Origin of the sequence: Desertivirga arenae, assembly GCF_017355785.1 — a bacterium.
Lineage (GTDB): Bacteria > Bacteroidota > Bacteroidia > Sphingobacteriales > Sphingobacteriaceae > Desertivirga > Desertivirga arenae.
The window spans coordinates 224,027-247,763 of record NZ_JAFEWE010000008.1 but is presented as its reverse complement, the minus strand read 5'-3'; the positions used below and the strand labels follow the sequence as shown (position 1 = coordinate 247,763).

Genomic DNA, 23,737 nt, shown 5'->3' with positions numbered 1-23,737 from the left:
AATATTTTTTTAAGATTAATTATTAGTTTTTTGCCAGATCGGACACTTCTAAATTAGTTTACACCGTTAAGACTTTTTCCTTTTGAACAGCTTTCAAGCTGTTCACTTTCTGCTTGTCAAATAGATTATATTTAATAATGCAATAGATTGCCCTTACGCCGTCTTTCCAATTAATCTTTTTGCCTTCTTCATAGGTTCTGCCATAATAGGCTATGCCGACCTCATAAATCCGGATTCCAGGGATACGGGAAATCTTTGCTGTCACCTCCGGCTCAAATCCAAATCTTTTTTCTTGAAGTGAAATTGTCTTTAACGCTTCTGATCTGAAGATTTTGTAACCGGACTCCATGTCCGTTAAATTTAAATTTGTAAGAATATTTGAAAGAAAAGTAAGGAACCTATTTCCGATAGTGTGCCAAAAAAATAAAATTCTATGGGGTTTTCCTCCCATAAAACGACTCCCATAAACAACATCGGCATATCCATCTAAAATGGGTTGCAATAATGTAGGGTAGTCTTTCGGGTCGTATTCTAAATCGGCGTCCTGTACTATAATAAAATCTCCCATAGCCTCTTTAATTCCAGTATGTAATGCTGCCCCTTTTCCAAAATTTTGCTTGTGTTTAAGATACCGGATGTCACATCTTGCTATTGTTGTGGAATAAGAAGTTACAATTAGTTCCGTATCATCAGTTGAGCAGTCGTCAACCACAATAATTTCTTTTTCAACAAATGCCTCGAACTCCACTTCTTCCACTTTTTCTAACACCAAGTGAATTGTTTTCCCCTCATTATAGGCAGGAATAATTATAGATAATTTGCTCATCAGGTTTAGCCATTGTTATTACTTCGACTACTTTTAATGTTTAAATAATTGCTTTTAGTGTATTGTGTTCTACCTAAAATGCCATTGCTCCTGCCACTTCATAAGAATAAAATCATTTAAATTAGCCATTGTAAAGTTTGAATTCATATTATCTCGGTTATAAGAAAACATGCTAAACCTGGCATTTTTTGATGGAGTTAGAAGCGTATTACAGCGTTTCCCATGTAGATCACAGTATTTCTCAATCGGCCTCCAGATTTTAGTCCAGAAGCTCCCATTAACTCCGTTTGTTATATAAATATTAGTAAGAGTCTGATTATTTTGAAGAATCTGAATAATATCAGTAATAAGATGGTGTTCAAATTTTTCTGCAATTACATTATCCGCATAACCACCTAAAAACTTTGCATGTAATTCATTACCTTCATCTGCATCGATTATACTTGTTATAAGATCTGTTATTGCAATTTGATTTCTTATACAGAAATTCTTCCAATCAGAGGTGTCAGCATCTATTAATGAAGGTTCACCGTAAAGTCGAGGAAGAACATCCCAAAAACTATTATTACGATTGCCATGATCGTCATGTGTTCTTCCGTAAAACCATGAGGCATTATTTGTTTCTGGCCAACTTGGATTAAACGTGCCAATGATCAAGGTTGTAGGGATAAAGCTAAGACGGTTAAGTATTAAATCTGCTTGAAATTTGTGATTACAGGGCATTTACTCTTAATTTCATTCTCTTGTTATATAAAAACAAAAAGTTATTTTAAAATGAACTCCTTTATCCTTTTTCCTGTAAGTTCGTTAGCCTGTTCCCGGGCTATAAACTCAAATTTTTTGATGTTCATTCTCTCCATCCAATCCTGCCAGTATGTACGAAGAATTTCAAAGTGATATCCTTTTCCTGACTTACGTTCGTTTACCTCACAAATAAGCACTTCTGTGTCTGCCAAATCAATGTTCTCCTTTGGGATATTGAGACCCTTACCTGTTATCACTTGAAGAATATTGCCCATGTTCACTGCGCGGAAGAGTTCAGGCTCATATCCATATATTTTCGTGTCGTGGGGTTTATTCTCAGCTTCCAAGTACCCATCGGTTATAAAAATAACTTTGTTAATGTAGTTTTCGAAAAGAGTGGATTTTTTTAAATGATTTGCCAAGTATCTCCGGACATATAGACGGTAATCAGCTCCTAATGGGTTTACTTCAGCAAGCGCATACATCTCCTTAATGTTCCTCTCAAACTGCACATCTTTATCTTTCGTGAAGAACAATCGGTTACTTTTACCTTTATGATCTGATAAATCAAATTGCAATCTATCAGCCACCAGTGCAAATTGTCCCCTAGCTTGGTCAATATCTGTTACATCAATGATTAGCCTGTCATGAGAATTTTGTTTCAGCTTTGTTCTTTCAACAAAGGAAGTCCAAATGGATTTTAAGACGAAAATATCATTAGCAATCTGATTTGGATTACTGACGGGATCTTTGACCCTTCGAGATAAGTCAGGAACAACAATAAGATTTACGCTACTTGGAGCTGGGGGCAGCCATTCTTTACACTCCTTCAGATCATCCTCTGAAAGGTTTAATTTACTTAACTTTTTTCTTGTTTCTAGTAAGAACTCTTCATCCTGGTACAGTTCACTTTTGTATTTGTACCAAACCATTTCTACATCTTTTTTATTAAAGCTTGTCTCCAACTCTTTCAAAGCCTTACTTTGAGCAGAGGGCCGAGTAATTAGAAAGATGAAAAAGCAAAAAAATATCAGAAAAGCTAACAGGATATATAGAGGTTTTTTGTCTTTTGTCTTTTTACCCCTTCTATCATTTGTGACCTGCATTAATTATCGGTTTTAAGTGTACTTAATTTGTTATCCAGCCAGCTAGTTTGAGCTTTAATGGCCTCGTTAATTTTACTTAAGGCTGCTGTACTACCTAAGGAACCATTAGTATAAGCCTGCCAACCTCCCATAAATTCGCCAACACACCCTCTTAGGGCTGCAACATTAATAGGTATTACACCATTTTCATATCCGATAATATCGTTTTCCTTTTCTTGAATAACAGTTTCGCTTGTTAAAATATCACTCTCAATTTTATGGAGTTTTGAAATCAAATCAGTCAGGTCTTTTCGCTTTTCCCCCAATTTATTATTAATATTTTCAACTAATAGCTTCACTTTCTCGCTTTCAGTTTTCAAGTATGGATGTGCCAGTACATAATTTAAAAGAAACCCCCAGATAACATACACAACAAATCCTAAAACTAAAACGAGATAAAAGTTAATGTCCGAGAATACCATGGAAAACACCCAAGGCCTATCAACTACTCCAGCATTGAATTCGTTAACATAAACTCCTTGAGAAATTTTGTAGCCGATAAAGGCGTCGGTAAGCAAGGTAATTAAAAGAAGAGCTGAGATTAAAAGGTAAGACTGTTTTTTTCCGTCTGCAACAAGTTTTTTATTAGACTCTAATGAATCGTGAATTAAAAAGCCTAATCCTAGAAATATTACTGGGAATAGAATAATTAAAGCAATTACCCCCCCTCCTCTATTCATGGCATCTGCAAATACATTAGGATTAATAAAGCCTAAACTTCCGGGTTTGATCCCGTAGAAAGCCGAATAACCAGAAGACGAGTAAAACACGAAGAGATAAAGAGTTAGTAGTATCGTAATAAAAGCTCCTATTACAAATGGAGTAGTATCCCCAGTTTCTCCATCTCCATTCCTAATATCAATTTTCTCCAACTCTAGGTCTTCGATTTCTTTTTCTTTCGCTTCTTTATGCAATTTGCTAGTTGCAAGTTGAGCTACGAGGTCATTTTTCTTACTCTTTTCCTGCTGTAGCTCACCTCGTAATCTAGAAATCCTATCTTTGAGCCCTTTCTCATCAAGTTTTTGATCGTCAAGGATTTTTTCGTAAACTCTATCCAAGAATCCATCAATAGCATCTGGGTGAGACTGGGAGCTCTCTGCTGAACGAAATCCAAATTGATGAAAAGAAATGTTGCCACTACTACCGGTCGAGTGTGGCGAGGCATCTAAAACTGCGTTGTTAGGCATATCATTATGTGATTTAAACTTTAGTATTTGTTTAGCGTAAGAAGATATTACCTTCTGGCGCGTATAAACAATTTGGGCTGACAGATTTCGTCCAGATTAATGGTCTTTATCTACCAGTCTTTGTACAGCGGTAAGTTACCCGAAAATTAATGCTATAAACCTGATAAAATTAAGTTGAGGACAATACTTATCCTTTTTAAACTCACTTTTGTTTAGGTAAAAACACGCAACCTCATCATTATTATATCTACACAAATTAAATAAAGTACAATTCCTGTTATTAAAATAAATATATGTTTATCAAGAACAGAATTATAATAAACTTTGAAAACAGTGCAGAAACTAGTCGAATATAGAAATAAAAATTTACCAATTAAAAAATTTTCATTCCATTGGTAGGTAAATTTCTGAGCAATACGGCATTATTTTTATCGATCCTCAACCCATATCTTCATTCCTACGCATCTTTCTATATATCGATTGCGAAATAAGTCTTAACAACTTATTGATTTTTGTATAAAAAAAATGCTTTTTATTTGACCTGAGGTCCTTTAAATCAATTAATATGGATTGCATTTTCTTTTGAGAGCGTGTTGAAAAGTATTCCTGATATCTTTCAGCATGTTAGGGTCATTGGGAACTCCGGTTATTACGTTAGTTAGGTGGTCGTTTTCAAAAACCTTCAACTCTTTCATAAAGTTATCACTATAAGCCTTGGTTATCTCATAAGCATCAAATTAGAGTTTCCATAAATTATTCTATATATGCTAGGTAACAAATGAAGCTATAACAATCGAAAGACAGAAAAACTTCCAGTTTAGAAAGATTTAATTAGGGAAGAAAAAGTATTGGACTTCCATCCACTGAATAGCAGTTCCTATAACGGCCCAGTATCCATAAGCATATGTTTCGAACCCTTTCTCTAATAATGTGAATTCTAATATTACGCTCACATAATGCATGCATCAGCACATCAACTTTATCTTCTGAAATGTTTTAATTATAATACGTTTCTAGCATATTGCCAACATTTTAAAATAAATTACTACAATTTCTACAAAACCTTCTGTTTACATCGCTCTCGGATCTAATGAGAGATTATTTTTAAATTAATTAAGTTATAAAAGGCATCGGAATTCCTATTTTAAAAACTTTCCTGTACGCCTGAATAGGCAACTTCTTCGTTAGATCTAAACAAATTTCCTCATCCTTCTTAACATCATTAGTACACGGATAAATAATCAAACACTTAATCATATCCCTTGAGTCCAAAGGTTTTTTCAAGGCCTCATACACCTTATTCAACCTGGCGTACCCAGCCACCTGCCGAATATCCTCATGAATATGGCTTGATCGATAGTGCATTTTGTATTTCGCATCCACCACCATCTCGTAATCTTTTGCAGTAATCAAAAAATCCAGCACGTTCCCATAGGTGGCGAATTGAAATTCCACATTATTCGGAAATGACTTATGCAAATGATGGTAAACATACAGCTCAAACAATTTCGGCATATCTATCCAAAACGGAGGAGTTTTGATCGTTTCACTTTCTGAAGTGTTGCTGATGTTATAAGCAAAGCGCTTTAAAATATAACCTCCAATTTTTATGGCCTCTTTATATTCTTGAAAAAAAGGATTATGCTTGATGTTTTTCAAAGTAGTGTTTTCAATATCATCACTAACTAATTCAAATGCGGGTTTGCAGTAACTGATGAGATGTTCTAAACTTTGCTTTTGCTCAGCACCCCAAATGCCCACATATTGGTGCACGTAGTTGCTGCAAAAATAAAGCACCTTCTTTAAAAACCGGTTTTCCTGATGATCTATGCCAAACGGCTGGTACTCACAGTAGGTTTTGGTTAAGCGATTTTTTAAGACATTCTGTTTAATATTCGCACCGACTAAAATCTTCCCTTTCACTCGGTTGTTTAAATTCTCCTGAACTTTATAGTACGACTTTTTTAATCCCTTTCTAACCAAATGCTTCAGTGTATTTAAAAATTTCACCACCAGAAAAGGCGTTAATGCATCATCTCTTTGCTTGATTTCGATTTGCGGTGCTTCCCAATCAATAAGCACAAGATTGTCGGTATAACTTGTTATCTCAGAATGTTGAAACGCATCAAGTAAAATTTTAAGGAAGTTTAACTCTTTAAAATCTTTTATCTCGTCAAAGGTAGGTTCGTCCTCAACTTCATTACCAGATAAAACATCGTCATCTTTTGTTACTTCTTCCTCAAATCGTTCAATGATCTTGGTATTCAGCTTTGGTTTTACCTGTATAAAATGCTCTCCTTTGATAATCCAATCTACACCTATGTAGTAGTCTGCTTTAAGCCAGCAAGAAGTATTGCTTTCAGAAATGACATAGCAATATTTAATTCCTTTCTTCGATGGAAATTGCCGTGGAGAAGCCAATGAAGCTCGTTTGAAGTCCTTTATCTTCAGAAAAAGGTCAACTTCACAATGTTCTGATAAAACAATTCCCATTATGCTTTTATAGCTTAAAATCTTCTATTGCCTTGATCTTTTCTATGGTCACAGGATCGTTTTTAAATACTCCATCATTCAAATATTCATTCAAAATTGGAACAATCTCATATTTTAAGCGAAGTTTAAAATCATATGGTTTCTCCTTTATGTTTTCTCCGGCATCATCCTTTTCGTATTGCTGTATAAAATAGCTATGCCCTAACTGAACGTCTTTAGGTTTGAACTCCGGGGAAATATGTGCCTCTGTAAATAACTCCGCAACTTTATTAAATAGCTCAGTTTTAAAATCTTCTCCTAATTTGTTGCTTAGGTCTTCTGGCAATACATCTACAAAAGCGAATCTTCTTCTAATTGCATAATCTATGTGTCCAACGCTCCTATCGGCGGTATTCATGGTGCCGATAATATATAAATTCGGGGGAAGGGTTAGTTTACCATCTCCACCCACCTTATACACACTTTCAACCTCCTCTCCACGATATTCCAAAGCATAAATCAGTTCTCCCAGCACTGAAGAGAGATTAGCCCGATTAATTTCGTCAATAATTATCACAAAATTCTTAAGCTCTGATGATTTTGCAAGAGTTACATTCTCCACATTTAGCTTCTCCAATTTGCGCAAAATCATGTAGTAATATGGATATTTACCTTTCATGGTGAGCCCAATTTGCGACTCAATATCTCTTAAATCAATTGGCTTATTTATTTTCTGCCTTGCGCTATATACTTTTTCAATATCATCAAAAAGCAACTTGTATTTAATTTCCTGCCTTAGGGGGAAATTATACAGAAAGCCATCTTCTTTTATTGCAATAATTTGGGCAGTGCTTTTCTCTCCAAAAGAGTATTCTTCACCAGCGTCCATTTTAATGCGCACAGTCTCAATTAATTCAGCAAGCTTATTTTGAAAAGTTGAATCATGCTTACTTTGCCCCTTGCTACGTAAATAATTATCTAATGCAAGATTAGCAAATTCTCCTAGTGTTTTATCTTCAGCTTTATACAGAATACCTTCCCCGCTTTCATTTGGAACAGAAACAATTCCCCTCACAAAATCTTCATATGTATAAGAAGGATGGAATTGAACTAATTTTATCAATGAGTAATCAAAACCCTCGCTGTTCTCATTTGCATAAATAAACTTAGCAATTGAATCAGCATAAGAAAGGGTATTACTTTTTCGATCTCCACTTGACTTAGTCCATAACTTACCAATTAGTGATTCTATTATTTGATCATAAGTGGGTTCTCTTTCATCGCCGGATGTTCCAAGAAGAATTGTATTATCCTTAATTTCTAATACGGGATACGCTGTGGTATTTTTTCTTCCATTAACAATATCGCCAACTTTGATTCTTTCTTTGATAAAAGCCTTTGTATAAATTGAATTTTTAGGACTTGTCAATGCTTCTGAAATCTCCTTCGCTAGCCTTGTTTTACCTGTCCCGGGAGGCCCCTGCAAAATAATTTGCTTTTTGTATTCAAGAAGCCTCTGAATTTCTGACTTTTTTTTCTCTTCCATTCTTCTGTGAGTTCTTTTTACCCAACTGTTAATAAAATTACTTTTGCGAGCGTTTGCTAGTGCTGTGGTCTGATATATACCGTCGATAGATGCCCCTATTTCTCGTTCAACATCTTTATCAAACCATTCAATAAGTTCAACTTTTCTTCTAAAGGCAAACCAATCCAAATCCCAATTTAAGTTTGCTTCAGCTACTTCTTCTAATTCTCCAATAATCTTCACGATACCCAAAGGACCTTTGTGTCTGATAACCACATAATCGCCTTTTACTAAGCTATTTTTGAATTGTGTTATTAAATTTTTCCCTTTATCCCAATTTCCAATTCCTATATAACCTGTTTTTTCAACTATATTTTTAATATCATCCTTACTCCAATTTTCAATATCATTCGGATGTAGTTGTATATGCCAGTTTGCCATTAAACTTTAGGTATTGATATTATTTGTTCAAGTTCGCCAATAAGTTCGACGAGATTAAAAATGTCATCCACAATATATCTATTATGCGTTAATAACAATTCAGGGAAGGCCAGTAAATCCATTTGTCCTTCGTCCTCCTTGTATTCCGGCAGGAAATCTTGCATAATCAGAGAATTATTGTGAGCAAATTCATTTCTATTTAGAGCTTCCAGGCTATTTTTCACATTAGTAATCCAAACGAAATCTTCATTTTCAGCTAATTGAGGATAATCTGTAAGGAGTTGATGAACGACGCCGGAAAAATAGACTCTTTTAAGATCCTTAGGTTTTATTAAGTAAGTATTCAAAACGAGCCCTACCCTATTCCAATAAGCGTAGACGCAATGAATGGTAGACTCAATCATGAAAGTATATCGATGATTGAAAATATTGGGTCTACCTCTTCTCTGACTTATTTTATCTCTTAACAGAAAACAATTTGCTAAACCAAAATGAATTTGGCTACTTAAACCCTGGATTTCATAAAGAAAGTGGTAATGATGTACATCAAATAGTTTGTTGAAAAAACTAAAGTTCGCTAAACACGGCCAATAATCATTTTCGTTATAATAGTCCTGAATAGAAATCAGGTTTTTTATATTAAATTCATCTGAAACCCTTTGGATTTCGCGATTAAGGCCAATATAAAAATCTTCCATAAGCAATTAATCTACTTTTCTAATAAACCCAAATGAAACAATAGTCCCAATGCAGGCGAGTGCTTACGAGGCAAATATGGTCTAAAATTTTCCGTTTTAAAATCCGTCAAGTCTTTATAGGCTTTTAAAACACCTCTCAAATCCATTCTCCAGCTTTAACCTGTCGACTTTCGAATAAAGCTGAGAATTAAATCATTGATAGAAACTATCTCATATTGATTTCCTTTGAGGCTTTTAAACTCCTTTAATTCTTTAATTAAAACTAAAAATTCCTCAAGAGTGATTTCTGGTTTAGTTTTCTTATAATTCATTTAACTATTTTTCATATGCTACTTCTCCCTCCGCAACCATCGCCAACTTCTCCTCCACTTCTTTATAAACCTCAGAAACCTTTACCTGTCCATTCATTAGCATAGGCAATAACCAATCTCTTAAGGCTGCCAGTTCTTGATTTTGATAATCGTTGTTTCTAATCTTCTTATATATCGGCATTACAAATTCGTGGAATGCATTTTGAGTTTCAGAGGACGGGACTTGAATATTTACTGTTCGAAGCTCGTCTTGTCTGATCCCAAAAACAGTACTTCCACTAACTTTTCCTAAAATTTGAGAATAGCCTGTACCAGAAGACAGCTCATAATACAATACCGAATGCTTGATTATTAGAGCATCAGCTCTTAAGGCAAACAACCGTTGACTTAGACAATATTTTGTATTACCTATCATGTAAAAAAACTCTCCGCAAGGCGCTTCCGATGTTAGTAATATGTCGCCTTCTCTAAGCGGCTGTTTCATCCATAGTTTATACAAATTCTCGTCTAGTCTATTTGCATCATCTAAGTTAACAAGCTTACCTTTTTTCACGTGTTTTGCTGACAGGGCAATGATATCGTTCCTGTTTTCAGACCAGTCTCCTCCTAACTTCTTTGGAGTTTTTCCCCTGTAATCGATGATGTTCTCCAGACATTGTTCCAAACTTTTCACCTCCCACCCCTTCGGAATCTCCCTTTTCAACACCTCATTATAAACCATTTCACCACCGGAAGATTTATATGGCTTACCTTCTGCATTAGGAAAATCAAACTGCACAAACCAATAATCATAGCGCGTTTTGGCCATTGCCTCTAACTCTGCATTGATTTTGTTGTTTAGTTCTATTTTATCGTCTAAAGCGGAAAGAACGTTTGCAATTTTGTGTTGAGTTTTTGGATCGAAATCAACTACCTTAAAATCTTCAATTTGAGTTTTGCTAATATGGGGAACAGATGAGCCTGTTTGAGTTTTAAAAACATATTCTTCAAACCGTGGATTATTTATAAGATAATATAAAAATATTTGGTCGTTACCGTTTTTAGCCCTAACACATGCAACCCGTTGGGCTAAAAGTAATGGTAAATCTCCTGATTTAATTCTCGCTTTGTTTTTACCAACTTTGGAGCCGTCCATTCCAATAACGACATCATTATTTTGCAACAAATAATGCGACTGTTTGTCAAATTTCTGATTCCAACATTTAATTGTATCCCATCTTAAGCTACCTTCAGTTACATTTTCTCCCCTTACGGTTCTAATTCCAACATCAGAATATAGTTCTCCTTTAAATGGAAAGCCAGTAATAACATCAGCTATTTTACTTAATTTAATTAGCTTCATAAGTCAGATACTTCAAGTGATTCTCAATTTCACGATCCAAAAGCTGCCCTTTAGTAAATAGTTTACCAAGTCTTTCCTCAAAGCTTTCCATCTTCTCCTTAAACTCCTCCTCTGTAATATCCACATAATCAATCTTCACCTCAAAGTACTGCCCCGCCGAAAAAGAATAATTCTTTTTTTTAACATCTTCAGCAGAAACCACTACACTAAACTCATCGACCGCCAACTTATCGTTCATTGCATCAATAATACGTTGCTCTTCTGCTGAGGTCAACACCGTACGTTGGTTTTTACCTTCCTTTACAGTAGTGCCCAACTTACTGGCATCAACCAATACGATATGCTCAGCATCTGCCCGATTATCCAAAAACAGAACGCTCACGTTTGTACCCGTACTCGCAAAAATGTTACTTGGCATACTTACCACTCCCCGCAACAGCTTTCGCTCAATCATAGCTTCCCGTATTTTACGCTCAATACCACTTTGCGCTGTGATAAAACCAGTCGGTACTACAATAGCTGCTTTGCCTTTTGCACTTAAGCTGTACATGATGTGCTGTATGAACAGCAGGTAAATAGCCATGCTCTCTTTCTTAGCTTTAGGAACATTCGGTATGCCGGCAAAAAAGCGTGTTTTATTAATGTCTTTATCGAGGGCAGCGCTAAAATCAGAGAAATCAAGCTTGAAGGGAGGATTGGATACGATATAGTCAAATTTCTCCTCGCGGTAATAAGGCTCTAAAATGGTATTGCCTTTAATAATATGTGGAATACTATGACTTAAGTTATTCAGCACTAAGTTTAAGCGTAGCATATTGCTGGACTTCTGCGAAATATCTTCACTATAAATACTGCAATTATCTTCGCCGATAGCATGAGCAATGTTCATCAATAGAGTGCCAGAACCTGCACTGGGGTCATACACTTTAACCCCTTTCGGTTTATCGTTAACCATAATGGAAGCCATAATACGAGCTACGGCATGGGGCGTATAGTATTCGGCATATTTGCCACCACTATCGGTATTGTAATCTTTAATCAGGTATTCGAAAATGGTGGCGAAGAAATCGTATTTCTCGCCAAACATTCCTTCAAAACTAAACTCGAAAAGCTTGCTAATAAGTGCTTTACAAAAAGCATCGCGTTGCGATGCATCACTGATAAACTGGCTAAGTTCATCAAACATTTTATCTTTTGCACCCGTAGCCGATTTAACTGAGTAGATCTCTGCGTTATTGATGCTTATCTCGCGAAGTGTATCATCAAAGAGCTTGGCGAAATCATTTGTATTCTGCTTGTTGTGTAAATAAGTAATCGTCTGGTGTGGATATAATTGAGGGGTATTGGCATTTATAAAAGCAAGCAGGAAATTATATTTTTCATCATCAAGTGCTTCTAATGCTTCCTGAAAATTATCCGCTACAGCTAAGTCAAAGTCTTCCAGCTTTTTGGCTTCGTAGGCAAATTTATCATTCATAAACTTATACAGAAAAACCTGCGTAATAATTTTGAACTCGTTGCCATCATTACCTAAACCATAGTTTGCACACACGCTTTTTAGGCTATCAATTAGCTGCTTGGTTTTTTGAATGAATGTTAGATCGGTCATTTATAAATAATTATTATACTGTTGCAAGTATTCGCCTGCAATAAGAGTGTTGATGCTTTTTGTGGTATTAAAATCTAACTTAAGTTTCTGGTTCTTTACAAATTCGTTAGCTACCAAATTCATCAAGTAACGGTTGAAAAAGGCTTCGTTATCCAGAATATTTTTATTGTTTGTTAATTGCTCGTCTGTTTGCTGTTTAACATTCATCAGTGCTGCATGGAGCTGTATTTTATTAGCAGAAATGCCTTTATTCTCTTCCAAGCGCTTGTGTAGGCGGGCATATTTTTCGTCGTGATCGTACTTCGCTTTCAGCAAGTTATTTTTACGGTTCAGCTCGGTTACCCGGTCGTAAATGGACTGCAGCAGGAGAATATTATCCCGCATATCTTCTTGGTCAACTTCGCCCAGATTCTTCTCCTTAAATATGCGCTCCAACTCTTCCCGCAAGGAAATAAACTCGGGATCTTTTTGGTCGAAATTATAAAGCAAGGCTTCCCTTGTGCGTTTCAACTGCCCGCGAAGCTGGTCGGCGAGGATCAATTCTTCCTCGGATACCTTAGTAAACAGGAAAATAACATCTTCCAAAGCTGCATTGAGTAGATTAGTGCTATCCGCCTCGCTATTGATATTGTCAATTAGATTGAGTTTATCCAGCTGGGCTTGTGCAACACTTAATAGTTGATTGAGCTTAAAGAAATTCAGCTTGTCTAATTGCTCGTCCAATCCTTTCAGGCGGATAATGTTCTTGAGCTCCTTGGCACTGCTTAGCACTTTAATCAGCTCCAGCAAATCCATTTTATCTTTAATCTCGCTTACCTGCTGACTAAATATCTCGGCGTTAATGGCATCAAAATGGAAGAGCTTTTCTTTAATCTCCTGAATCTCCCCATCAATTTCCTCGGCGGATTTAAATAGGTTGGTGTAATTGGCCATTTCATCGCCCAATTCGCCCTGTAATTCTTTAAAGTAATTATCGTTGGTGTCCCTGAAGGCACTGGTAATGTCGGCAAAGTCGACCACATAGCCGTATTTGTATTTTTTATACGGGCGGTTTACGCGGGTTAAGGTCTGCAAAAGGTTATGATCTTTTACAACCCTTGCCAAATACAATTTCTTTAAACGCTTAGCATCAAAACCGGTAAGAAGCATATTAAAAACGAAAAGAATATCTATCTCTCCGGCTTTAAACTGTTTTACCTGCTCTTTACGGTCATGTTTAGAATTAACATCATGAAGTATCAATGCGCCTGTCAGCTGAGAGCTTATCTTTTGATATTTTCCTTCGGGCTCTGCAGCTATGTTTAATGACTTTACTTCCTGCACACCATACAATTCCTCGAAATAATCGAACAGAGTTTTGGCCTGATCGCTGGTATCACAAACCACCATAGCACCAAGACTAGCATCTCCCTCAGCCTTTCTAAACTGAAGTAAATCCTTGATGATATAATCCAGCATAGGTCTTGCAAATTTGGGGTGTGCAAATACCTGACTTTTAGGAATGTCACCCTGCAACAGTTTAATCTGTTCCAGCACTTCCTTCATTTGCATCTTGTACGTGGTATCAATACCTTCCCTGATCAAACGTAAAGTGTATCCATCTGCGATGGACATGTTATAATAATACTTGTGGATATACTCGCCAAATAAGGCCTTACTATCGTATTCCTTCGCAACCTCTCTCAGTAAAGGTGTACCGGTCAATGCAATCTTTATAGCATCATTATCAGAGCGCAACAGATTAACTAAAGCCGTTCCTTTGGGATTATATCCACGGTGCGCTTCATCGATAAAATAAATCCGTTGGATATTGATGTCGTAGGCCAGATCTTTTATGGCTACGGTTTCTTCAGTAAATTTTTGAATGTTTACTACCGAAATTTCCCTGTCGCCTGAACTGTTATGTACTACACTAACCTTTTTGATATCTTCTAGAAAGTCAGTTCGGGAATCTACCCGGTTTACCACAAGACCTCTATTGCCAAATTCTGTACTGGCCTGAATCGCCAAATCAATACGGTCGACAATAAAATAGAACTTAGGGATAATGTTACGCTTCTGGTAATAGTCGGTCAAAAACTTAACGTTATAGTAAGCCAGCGCCGTTTTACCACTCCCCTGTGTATGCCAAATAATTCCTTTATTAATGCCTTCGTTGAGTTTATTTTCAATGGCCTTTGTAGCAAAGATTTGCGGATAACGCATGATATGTTTCTGCCTTACTATTTTACCTTTTACCTCTTCATCAACATATGCAATAGCGTACTTTAAAAGAAACGCTAACCTATCCTTGCTAAGCAAAGAAGTTAAAATGGTATTGGTGGGTGTAAGGAAATGCTTGTTAGTAATAAACTCGGGTGAATGTTTAATTGCGATGATATTGTTATCCTTTAAAATCAGGTTTTCTACTTCATCGCTTTCCGGAGCCAGCAAATAGGATAAATTAAGGTTTTCCTCTTCTCTGAAATAATTAAACTGCAAATCATTGTATGCAGATGTTGCATAATAGGCGCCTTGTAGTGGTTCAATTACACCGTCCTCATAAGGCATATTGTTAGAGAACAACATCAACTGCGTGATATTGGCAAAACGCCTGAACTTTCTGTTTTTATAACGGTCGTTGATGCGATTGCGCTCTGCTAAAATCCCCTCCTTGTTGTTTGGCTTTTTAACCTCGATAAAGACCAAAGGCATTCCGTTAATCAGAATTGTAATATCCGGACGGAACTCCTCATCGCCATTGATACAACTTAATTCTGTCGTAACGTGAAAACTATTTTTGCTAAAATCAGTAAAGTCAATCAACCTTACACCAGACTGGCTCACTAAGGACTTATAGAAATCTTTTCCTAAATCTTCAAAATCAAGTTTAAGTGAGACCTCTTCCAACAGTCTTTTGCTCTCTGGCTCAGAGATTCCTTTGTTGATTCTTTGAATACTATCAATAAAAATCTCAGGAAAGATATTGGTATCAGCATTTCTTATCTGCTGTTTTCTAGATATATAGGTGTAGCCAAGCCTGACTAAGTGCAATAAAGCAGGAATCTTAACCCGGGAATCTTCATTAAATGCCATCGAATGTATAGGGTTTAGAAACTCATTTTAGCGCTAAAATAGCCATTTCAGTAGTAATTCAGAAAGGTTTTAATAATAAAAGGCTATTTCTTTTCAGAGTAATTATTTTTGCGTTCTCTTAATCCAGGACCCCTACCCCTTCTCAAACCCCAACTCAGGCAAAACCACCTTCACCTCCTTCTCCGCCCCCTCCTTCAGCCAATAAACAATAAAATTCACCCTGGCACTTTTGAGAACGTAATTCTTCTCTTTCATTCCCTCCATTTGCTCCAGGAACTTTTGAGAGAATTTCAAAACACACTCCCCTATTGAATTAAAACACTCATTGCCGCTTACCGTCAATAACTCCCCACTAGTCAGCTGAGAAACAAGTTTCTGTCTATTAATAAAGTAATCCAGCCAGATATCTTTAAAGCCAAGCTGCATGGTTAGTTCAACAGGCGGTGAATACCTTTCCCTATCATCTACCCTCTCCAGGTTATCAACTGTAAGGTTATCAAGGAAACGTCCATTAAGGTGAATACTAAGATTCTGTTTCGCACGAGTCATGGCAACATATAACTGCCGTTTAGCAGCGTCGGTTGTTACACCGAAATTCTCGAGCATCAGGAACACCTGATCAAATTCTTTCCCCTTCGCTTTATGAATGGTTGAAACAAAGACCGTATCTCCCTTCTCATTAAAGAAATCTTCCAACCTCGATTCCCGGATAAAAACCTCCAGGTCTGTTTTGTACTTTCTCTTCGGATTGGTTGCTTCAAAATCCTTGATGATATTCTTGCAGACTTCCAACTTAGAGCTGTTTTGATACCGGTTCACCAACTCCCGCTTCGCACGTTCCCAGTCCTCATCCGGGATAATATAAGTTTCGTCGTCAAGGTTTAACGATTGCAGGAAGGACCGGACCTCCAGGAGATTGTATAAACTAAAGCTATCGTTCGACTGGATCAGTTTCGCAGGGATGTTATTTTTAAGAAGCAGTCCCGCGATTTGCAGGGCCTCTTCGTTGGTCTTGGTAAGGACACAGGTTGTGCCTTTTAACTCGGCACCTACCAAGTCTCGAACTAGTGGTGTAATTAGGTTTCCGCCATGATGCTGCACCACTTTTATTGTCCCAAGATCGTTTTGTTTTGCGATCACTGGCGTCTCTTTAAGGCGGTGCTGTATCCTGCTGACAAACTGATTGGTAAACTCAACGAGATTGCTCTTACTTCTGTAATTCTCAACAAGCTCGTATTTAACCGACTGCTTACTCTTGAGGAACAGTTCCAGAAACTGGGAGCTGGCGCCTCTGAATTCGTAGATGTTCTGGTCATCGTCCCCTACGGCAATTACCCTCATCTCTTCATTCTGCTCCATCAGGGCCTTCACGAGATGGAACTCATCCTCATCCATGTCCTGTGCTTCGTCGATCACTAACACGGTTTTTGTAATCCGGCTTGCTTCCACCTCTTTATTTCTGATCATCTCGATCGTCTTTTTCAATATCACATCCGACTTTTGCAGGCTCCCCACCTTACCCAGCAGATCAAAGCAGTAGGAATGAAATGTTTTTATCTCGATGAAATTTGCCGCGTTGCCGATGAACTTTAGTAAGCGCTTCTTGAATTCGGTTACTGCGGCCCGGGAAAAGGTGAGCATCAGCAATTGTTCATGCTTTACATCTTCCATTAAAAGTAATGACGCAAGCTTGTGCACCAGCACTCTTGTTTTTCCGCTCCCAGGTCCTGCTGCTACCACAATGTACCTGGAATTGTTATCGTTGATGATCTTTAATTGAGTGGGAGATAGTTCACCGAAAAGCTGTTTGAACTTAGCGGGAGTAACATTGCGGCGGATTTCATCCTGGCGACTGCCTTTAAAGTATTTACTAAGGAAGGCCTGGTAATTTAACTGGAAATAATCTTCCACAAACTGCAGCGCGTTTTTGTAGTCGCTGATCATCTGCTTAGCATACTCCCCTACTATATGGATCTGCTGAACCTTGCTTTCGTAAAATTGGTTGAGCTTTTTATAATCCTCTACCTTGTAACGTACCTTGTTGTCCTGTTCCAGTCGTTCGATGGTGAGGCTGTTATAAACTACCAGAAAACCACCCTCAATTTTAAGGGCTTCAATTTTTGAGAGGTAGAAAAGCGCATCTTCAATATCCTCCACCGATACCTGCACTTCAAAAAGTCTTAATTCACGTTCGAATGCTGCCTTTAATTCATGCACCGAAAACTCAACCAGAACCTCTTCCTTGTTTTTATCCTCCTCTGATAAACCCAGGCGACTTTTTTCATAGAGATACCCCACCAGGAACGTAGCCAGCTCATGCCTTTTCTCCAGCTTTTTCTTCAGTGTTTCCTCTGGGTGAAGAGAAAGTACAGCGATATGGTTTTTATGGTGTTCGAGGTTCCTTCGCTTAATCCAATTCTTTATTGTCCAGAAATTAAGGATGGTTTTTATCCTGTTCGTGCTTACCTCTCCAAAACCTTCTGCCTCTGCGTCCTCGTTCAATTCTTTGATATGGAGGACCTTTTCCTGATCCTGAATATAGGGAAGCAGAAAGTTTTCGACCTTGACGAATGCCTCAAGGATGCTCAGGGACTTGTTTTTGTTTTCACCTCTCCTAATGAAAGCAGTAAGATCTTTTGCATCTGCTAAAATCTTCTCTTCACGAAGGAGATTTACAATTTTAATCACTTCTTCTTTTACGATTCCGAGGTGATCGCTGATATAATCGATCCTGGACTCGGCAGACTCCTCACTTGCTTGCTTCCTGCTTTTACTGGAAAAGAGCTTCTTGATAATTCTAATTGCTTTTTCCTTTTGCTTCTCGTCAAAGCGTTTCGAAGCGGTGATCTTATCAATTGCTTCCTGTGCGGTCTTCGATAAAATACTATTAGCAAAAACACGAGGCATGTTCTGGCCCCGCTTTAGATACCCTGCATCTTCCAAAGCAGCAATTGCCGTTTTTACTCTTGTCTCTATTTCTGCTACGCTATCATCCCAACCCGCTTGTCTCGCTATCTCTAAGGCCGAGTTGGATACTATAGAGCGAAGTCTTGTAATGTCTTTGATCGCTTTCCAAACTTGCTGAATTTCCTTAAGGGAAAGCTTGGTTTGATTCAGAAGTATGAAATGCTTGCTAAGGTCTTCCTCGTTAAACAACACAAAACAATCCGCTATCATCTTCTCATCACGTCCGGCTCTGCCTGCTTCCTGCACATAGTTCTCCAGCGAGTCGGAAATTTCGAAATGAATCACCAGCCCAACATCCTTCTTGTCTACCCCCATACCGAAGGCTGAGGTAGCCACAATAATGGGTACTTCGCCAGCTATAAAAGCATTCTGATTGGCGGTTTTTTCCTTAGCCTCCATTTTGCCGTGGTAAGGTTTGGCGTTGAAGCCGTCGCTGCTTAATCGTTCAGCAAGAGAGTATGCCTTCCGTGTTCTGGATACATAAATGATGGTGGGGCAGTTCTTTTCTTCTATCAGGTCTCTTACAGCCTGATACTTTTCATCTTCATTGTCTTTCTCAAAAACGTTATAATGAAGGTTTGTCCGTGAGGCCTTGGATGTGAACAGTTCTAGTTCAAGGGAAAGCTTCTCCTTAAAATATTCACGGATATCTTCAATTACTTTTTGCTTCGCAGTTGCTGTAAAGCAGGACACAGGAATAACATCCTCGAGGTTCTTCTTTTCCTGAAGCGATTTTATAAAGTCGCCTATATAGAGGTAGTCAACCCTGAAATCCTGTCCCCAAGATGAAAAGCAGTGCGCCTCATCTATCACAAATCGTACGATCTTTCGCCCGAGCAATAAGCGTTCTATTGTCCTGGAGCGTAGTGATTCAGGTGAAATGTAAAGAATACAAGCAGAGCCGTCTTCAACCCGCTCGATCGATTTGGCCCTTTCTATTGGGTCGAGCAAACCATTGATGGTTACCGCTTCTGTAATTCCAGCTCTCTCCAGATTATCCACCTGATCCTTCATCAGTGATTGCAATGGAGAAATAACCACTGTTAATCCTCTGGAACTATCGCCACCTATCAATGCAGGAACCTGAAAGGTGATCGACTTTCCTCCACCGGTGGGAAAAACTGCCAGAATGGACTTATTGTTAACGGCAGCCTTTACTGCCTTCTCCTGCAAAGGCTCTCCCCCGTAGCTTCTGTAAGCATCATAGCCGAAAAAACGTTTCAGCGCTTTATGTACGTCCAGCGCCTGATCACAATACCAACATCCCCTCAGACAGGGTTTATTCCGCAGTCGAAACATGATCCGTTCCACCTCTGGGTAATTCTTCAATACCCATGGAGGGGTGATGGAGTAGGTTTTCTTGTTCGTAATGAAGGAATTGAGAAGGGACAAGCAGTAGGATAACTCTACCGGATGTTCTGAAATGATTATCTTCAGGTCTACCTGCTCACAGATTTCGTTTCCAAATTTCAGCCGGATGAGAAACTCTGTATCAATAGGTTCACTTACATACCCCAGGAAAGAAAAAAACGAGCGAAACTCTTTCTGGTCATTCAAGAGAGAATAATAGATCCGTTTAAGTTTATCGTCTAATTGACGAAATGCCGCTACTTCATCATAGAACAAGTCCCTTGCTTTAATCGCATCGTTCAGGGGATTATTAGCGTCTTCAGTCTGCAGTTTATCGTCCTTCAGAAGGGCATGATAGGGTCTGGACGGAAATAACAGGGGTGAGAGAAATAAGGTATCAATGGCGCTATAGATAGAAATCTTGGCTTCATTAAGTGCCCGTCCTATATACTTAATATCATGATTTATAATGTTATGCCCGCAAACGTACATGGTTCCGTTTAGGAATTGAATAAAGTCTGGAACCGATGCTTTATGAAAGGTACTGCCATCAGCCTTTAAACCTCCGATATCGAGTATCTTGAAAGTTTTCGGATCTATTTCAGTATCAATGAATGCTATGGAATTCATTAATCAAGCACCTTAGGATATCCCTTTTTTCTAGTGTTTCCAGTCGTGAATTTAAAAACGCAGTTCATCAACTCCAATATCAAATAGCTTGTACTCATCATAATTGTAATAAGGAAAGATTTTTAAATATAGAAAATTTGGGTAAAGAATCCATCTCCACCCTCCCGAAATACAAATTTTCATATATAATCATTTATCTATATTTTGGCTATGCCTTACAACATATATGTTCCTACTTGAAATCATAGTCGAGATTCTAATCTACGCCATACTTAAATATCCCGGAGCTATTGTAATTTGGGTAATGTCAGGATTTACTATACCTTTTAAAGAGTTATTCCAGGCTGATACGTATATAACGGGAATGATTGGAGGAATTGCCATAATTTTATTGCTTAACACCTACTTGTAAAAGTTATGGGAATTGAAATGAAGCTCTCATCTGACCCGTTCCACTATTCTCTAAATGTTTGGATTACTTCTGTTTTAGTCTCTCCACTGTTTTTTTACACCTATACGATCTTAGCTGATAACAGAGAATGGAGTTTGAAAGCTGTATTTGCTTTATACATTCTAACGGTGCTTACTGGCGCGCTACTTTCAATACCGAATTGGATTGTTCTAATATATTTATCAAAAAGAGCCGTAACATTAAAGGTTTCAAAAAGGCTAAAGAAAATCGTTCTTGCTCTAACGTCTACTTTCCTTACTGTAGCACTTCTGGAGCTGGTAGCGTCGGGGGCTGCTTGGTGGGAACAAGTCCGGCTTTGTATATCGTACGTGTTCACCGTTGTAATAAGTTGTTTGACGTTTAAATTGGAAAGTGATTAAGAGAAGCGTGTTTGCTTAGCGAGTTACACGGTATAGTTTGGGTTCGCATAGACACATTTACTGTCTTCAGACAAAACCGTTTTATTCGGCTAATTACCTGAGGGTAGGCTTCCTAATGTGCTCTACAATGGTATTTCAACCTATTTCAATCCATATTCCCGTTCAAGGTCGAGTATGAAATGTCCTTTGATATCTCTTGCAACCAGATCAACTACAATTACAATAAATTTGTTCATGTATTCTGTTGGCAACAGAACATGATCATACATATTCTCAAGGTTTCTATAGACTGTCTTAACAAGTCCTTGTGCATATACAAAATCCTGTACTACTCCATCATCTTTAAGAACCTCAACATAAGGCCAAATGTCAGTGGCTGGTTCTGCGGTTCCAGTCACATCAACCATGGAAATTCCAAAGGTCTGTTGGAATTCTTCCTGAGATAAGTCTGTTGTCATTAATTCTGTCTTTTGTCAATAAAAATGATAGTAAAGGTGCATATATGCATCGTTACACTAGCCCATGTCACAGCAAACAACTTGTATTTGCGTTAAAGTAATTAATGAAGGTGACTTTTATAGAAATAATCTGCAATTTTAAAGAGAGCATAATTCTTATCACGGATAGTCTTATTAAAAAATTGGCCAGCGGTTATCTCATCTAGCTGACGCCCAAAATTGATGCTGTTACTTTTAAACTTAAGCCCGTCAAAATCAACAATCCAAGGGGTGTACAGGTAATTCGGCTTATCATCAGCGTTTTGAACCACCAGTTTTTTCCCATTTTGGAAAAGGAATGTGATCCTAGTCCAATCAGTAGATGTACTCCAGTTTCCATAGGATTGCGAAAAAGCATTATTGATATTTTCTTCACTTATAGAAGAGAGTGAATCGGCGATACTTTTGTAGAAGTTAAAATCCGTGTTTTCACCAGGGAAATTGTAAAGGTTTTCAAAATCAAAACGGTCAATTCCCGACTTCTTAATACGTTGTTCCTCGTTATCTATGAACCTTTTATAGCCTATAATATCAGTATTCGTAATCTTTAAATCGTGTAGGGAAATTTTTGAATTCCTCGATCTGTCAAGTTCACTAATAATCTGTTCAATTTTACTAGTTTCAATCTTTCTGTTAGGAATTGGCAGGTCTTCGGTAGAAGGAATTTTCTTTTCAGCACTAAACATGTCTCCATAGTTCTTGAATACTTTTACCGCACTGGAATTATGAAAGCAGCCCTGACTACCTTTTTCAAAATATACTTTGTCTACGGTTAGACCACTGAATAGCTCTGCTGGGAGAGAATATTCGGTTACATCTCGCTGCTTTAAGTCCACTACATACTGTTTGTTCAAGCCTCCGTCGGCCAATAATACCTTATCTTCAAATACACAAGCATTTCCAATAGAGAAATTAAGCGTCATAAAGCGAAACCATCTGCCTTTATTGGTATCAAACCTTAAGATATCTCTATTGCTAAATCCATATACTTCACCTTTATACCCTAGCTTCAAATCCGGTTCATCGATTGGCTTCTCGTCCGTGAACAATTGTTCCGCTCTAAAATTTCCTGGTCTTATTTTATAGATACTCTCCCCGGTTAATACAAAGAGGCTGTTGTTTCTTATTCCAATGGCTCTGTGAGGAGCCTCAATCCTTTCGCTTGAGTTCCAGATTTTAGAAAAAGCCTTGTCATAAATGCTTATACTCAAATCCTTATTGACCACATACAAATCTTCATTTTCAGACACTTCAAAATCGGAGGCTTCCGGCAAGTATTGCCATGCAATAGAATCGGATTTTGTAATAAATACTCTTCCTTGCTGACTAAGAATATAATGATCACCAAAAATTCTTGCTTTACGAATCTCGAGACGTTCATTTTTCGAAAGCCGTTCATATTTTTTTTGGCTCAATGGAGTGGCCAACTTTTCCCAATGCTTACAATTGTCAACCGTTCGATACAATACATTCCATCCTGAGCCGAACAAACCTGTTCGCTCGTCCTCTGCAAAATGAATTGTCGAAAAACGTAAGTTACCGGTTGGTTCCACCTTATTAAAGGAGGTCCATGTTTTGCCTCTATCTTCAGTATAGTAGATTAACTGAGAGCTTCCACTCATCCACGCCTTGCCATTACCATTGATGCATGCTGCATCAATCCAACTGCTTTTTCCAAACACCACCTTTTCCCAAGTTTTACCGTGATTGCCTGACCATATAACGAAGTCTTGCTTCCCGCCTTCCTGAATAAAGCCAGAAATCATCAATGTATCTTCAGAGAAAAAATTTAGTCTCTCGAAAGACTGGCCAGGATCTGAATTATAGGAATCTAATGTGCCAAAGGGTCCTATTTTCCATAAGCCGCCAAGCTCCTCAGTATAATAGACATTGCCTGCCCGTGTTGCCACCCATATTTCTTCCGAGGGCGAGATTCCAAGTTCGGAGACTGCGCCGCTAATGGTCAATCTTGACAAATACTCCTTTTGTCCTAATACGGTTAATGGTAAGAGCAGGGCTATAAGCAGCTGGAATAGCTTTTTCATAATTGTCTATATTCGATCATAGAATCAAAATTTACAGCTTAT

15 protein-coding genes are annotated in these 23,737 nt (G+C 37.8%); all 15 read right to left on the bottom strand.

Annotated features, from left to right (window positions below; all coding sequences use genetic code 11):
* Positions 1–58 precede the first annotated feature (58 nt).
* A complete protein-coding gene (locus tag J4N24_RS16970; RefSeq protein ID WP_207534898.1) occupies positions 59–826 on the bottom strand; it encodes a glycosyltransferase family 2 protein in 768 nt (255 codons plus the stop codon).
* A gap of 69 nt (positions 827–895) precedes the next feature.
* Positions 896–1,549, bottom strand: coding sequence for a hypothetical protein (locus J4N24_RS16965; RefSeq protein ID WP_207534897.1), 654 nt, complete (start codon positions 1,547–1,549; stop codon positions 896–898).
* 41 nt (positions 1,550–1,590) lie between these two features.
* Positions 1,591–2,676: a hypothetical protein gene (locus tag J4N24_RS16960; protein WP_207534896.1), complete on the bottom strand. Its 1,086-nt coding sequence runs from the start codon at positions 2,674–2,676 to the stop codon at positions 1,591–1,593.
* A complete protein-coding gene (locus tag J4N24_RS16955) occupies positions 2,676–3,902 on the bottom strand; it encodes a hypothetical protein (RefSeq protein ID WP_207534895.1) in 1,227 nt (408 codons plus the stop codon). The genes J4N24_RS16960 and J4N24_RS16955 overlap by 1 nt, the downstream gene beginning before the upstream one ends.
* 1,113 nt (positions 3,903–5,015) lie before the next feature.
* On the bottom strand, positions 5,016–6,395 hold the full coding sequence (locus J4N24_RS16950; RefSeq protein WP_207534894.1) for a 5-methylcytosine restriction system specificity protein McrC: 1,380 nt from the start codon (positions 6,393–6,395) through the stop codon (positions 5,016–5,018).
* 7 nt (positions 6,396–6,402) lie between these two features.
* Positions 6,403–8,340: an AAA family ATPase gene (locus J4N24_RS16945; protein ID WP_207534893.1), complete on the bottom strand. Its 1,938-nt coding sequence runs from the start codon at positions 8,338–8,340 to the stop codon at positions 6,403–6,405.
* On the bottom strand, positions 8,340–9,038 hold the full coding sequence (locus J4N24_RS16940; protein WP_207534892.1) for a hypothetical protein: 699 nt from the start codon (positions 9,036–9,038) through the stop codon (positions 8,340–8,342). Before J4N24_RS16940 ends, J4N24_RS16945 begins: the two co-directional genes overlap by 1 nt.
* Before the next feature lie 315 nt (positions 9,039–9,353).
* Entirely contained in the window at positions 9,354–10,691 is a 1,338-nt protein-coding gene (locus J4N24_RS16935) for a restriction endonuclease subunit S (RefSeq protein WP_207534891.1), read from the bottom strand.
* The gene (locus J4N24_RS16930; RefSeq protein ID WP_207534890.1) at positions 10,678–12,300 is read right to left on the bottom strand and encodes an HsdM family class I SAM-dependent methyltransferase; all 1,623 of its coding nucleotides are present in this window, start codon (positions 12,298–12,300) and stop codon (positions 10,678–10,680) included. Before J4N24_RS16930 ends, J4N24_RS16935 begins: the two co-directional genes overlap by 14 nt.
* Complete coding sequence (locus J4N24_RS25600) at positions 12,301–15,375, bottom strand: type I restriction endonuclease subunit R (RefSeq protein ID WP_242691678.1); 3,075 nt, start codon at positions 15,373–15,375, stop codon at positions 12,301–12,303.
* 132 nt (positions 15,376–15,507) lie between these two features.
* Positions 15,508–20,322 (bottom strand): RecQ family ATP-dependent DNA helicase, encoded by a 4,815-nt coding sequence (locus J4N24_RS16920; RefSeq protein ID WP_207534889.1) that lies wholly within the window; start codon positions 20,320–20,322, stop codon positions 15,508–15,510.
* 261 nt (positions 20,323–20,583) lie between these two features.
* The gene (locus tag J4N24_RS25745; protein WP_256439382.1) at positions 20,584–20,706 is read right to left on the bottom strand and encodes a hypothetical protein; all 123 of its coding nucleotides are present in this window, start codon (positions 20,704–20,706) and stop codon (positions 20,584–20,586) included.
* Positions 20,707–20,834: 128 nt separating this feature from the next.
* Positions 20,835–21,110 carry a hypothetical protein gene (locus J4N24_RS16915; RefSeq protein ID WP_207534888.1) on the bottom strand — a complete coding sequence of 92 codons (276 nt, stop codon included), beginning with the start codon at positions 21,108–21,110 and terminating at the stop codon, positions 20,835–20,837.
* 183 nt (positions 21,111–21,293) lie between these two features.
* On the bottom strand, positions 21,294–21,611 hold the full coding sequence (locus J4N24_RS16910; protein ID WP_207534887.1) for a hypothetical protein: 318 nt from the start codon (positions 21,609–21,611) through the stop codon (positions 21,294–21,296).
* Between the two features lie 101 nt (positions 21,612–21,712).
* Positions 21,713–23,695 carry a WD40/YVTN/BNR-like repeat-containing protein gene (locus tag J4N24_RS16905; protein ID WP_207534886.1) on the bottom strand — a complete coding sequence of 661 codons (1,983 nt, stop codon included), beginning with the start codon at positions 23,693–23,695 and terminating at the stop codon, positions 21,713–21,715.
* Positions 23,696–23,737 lie beyond the last annotated feature (42 nt).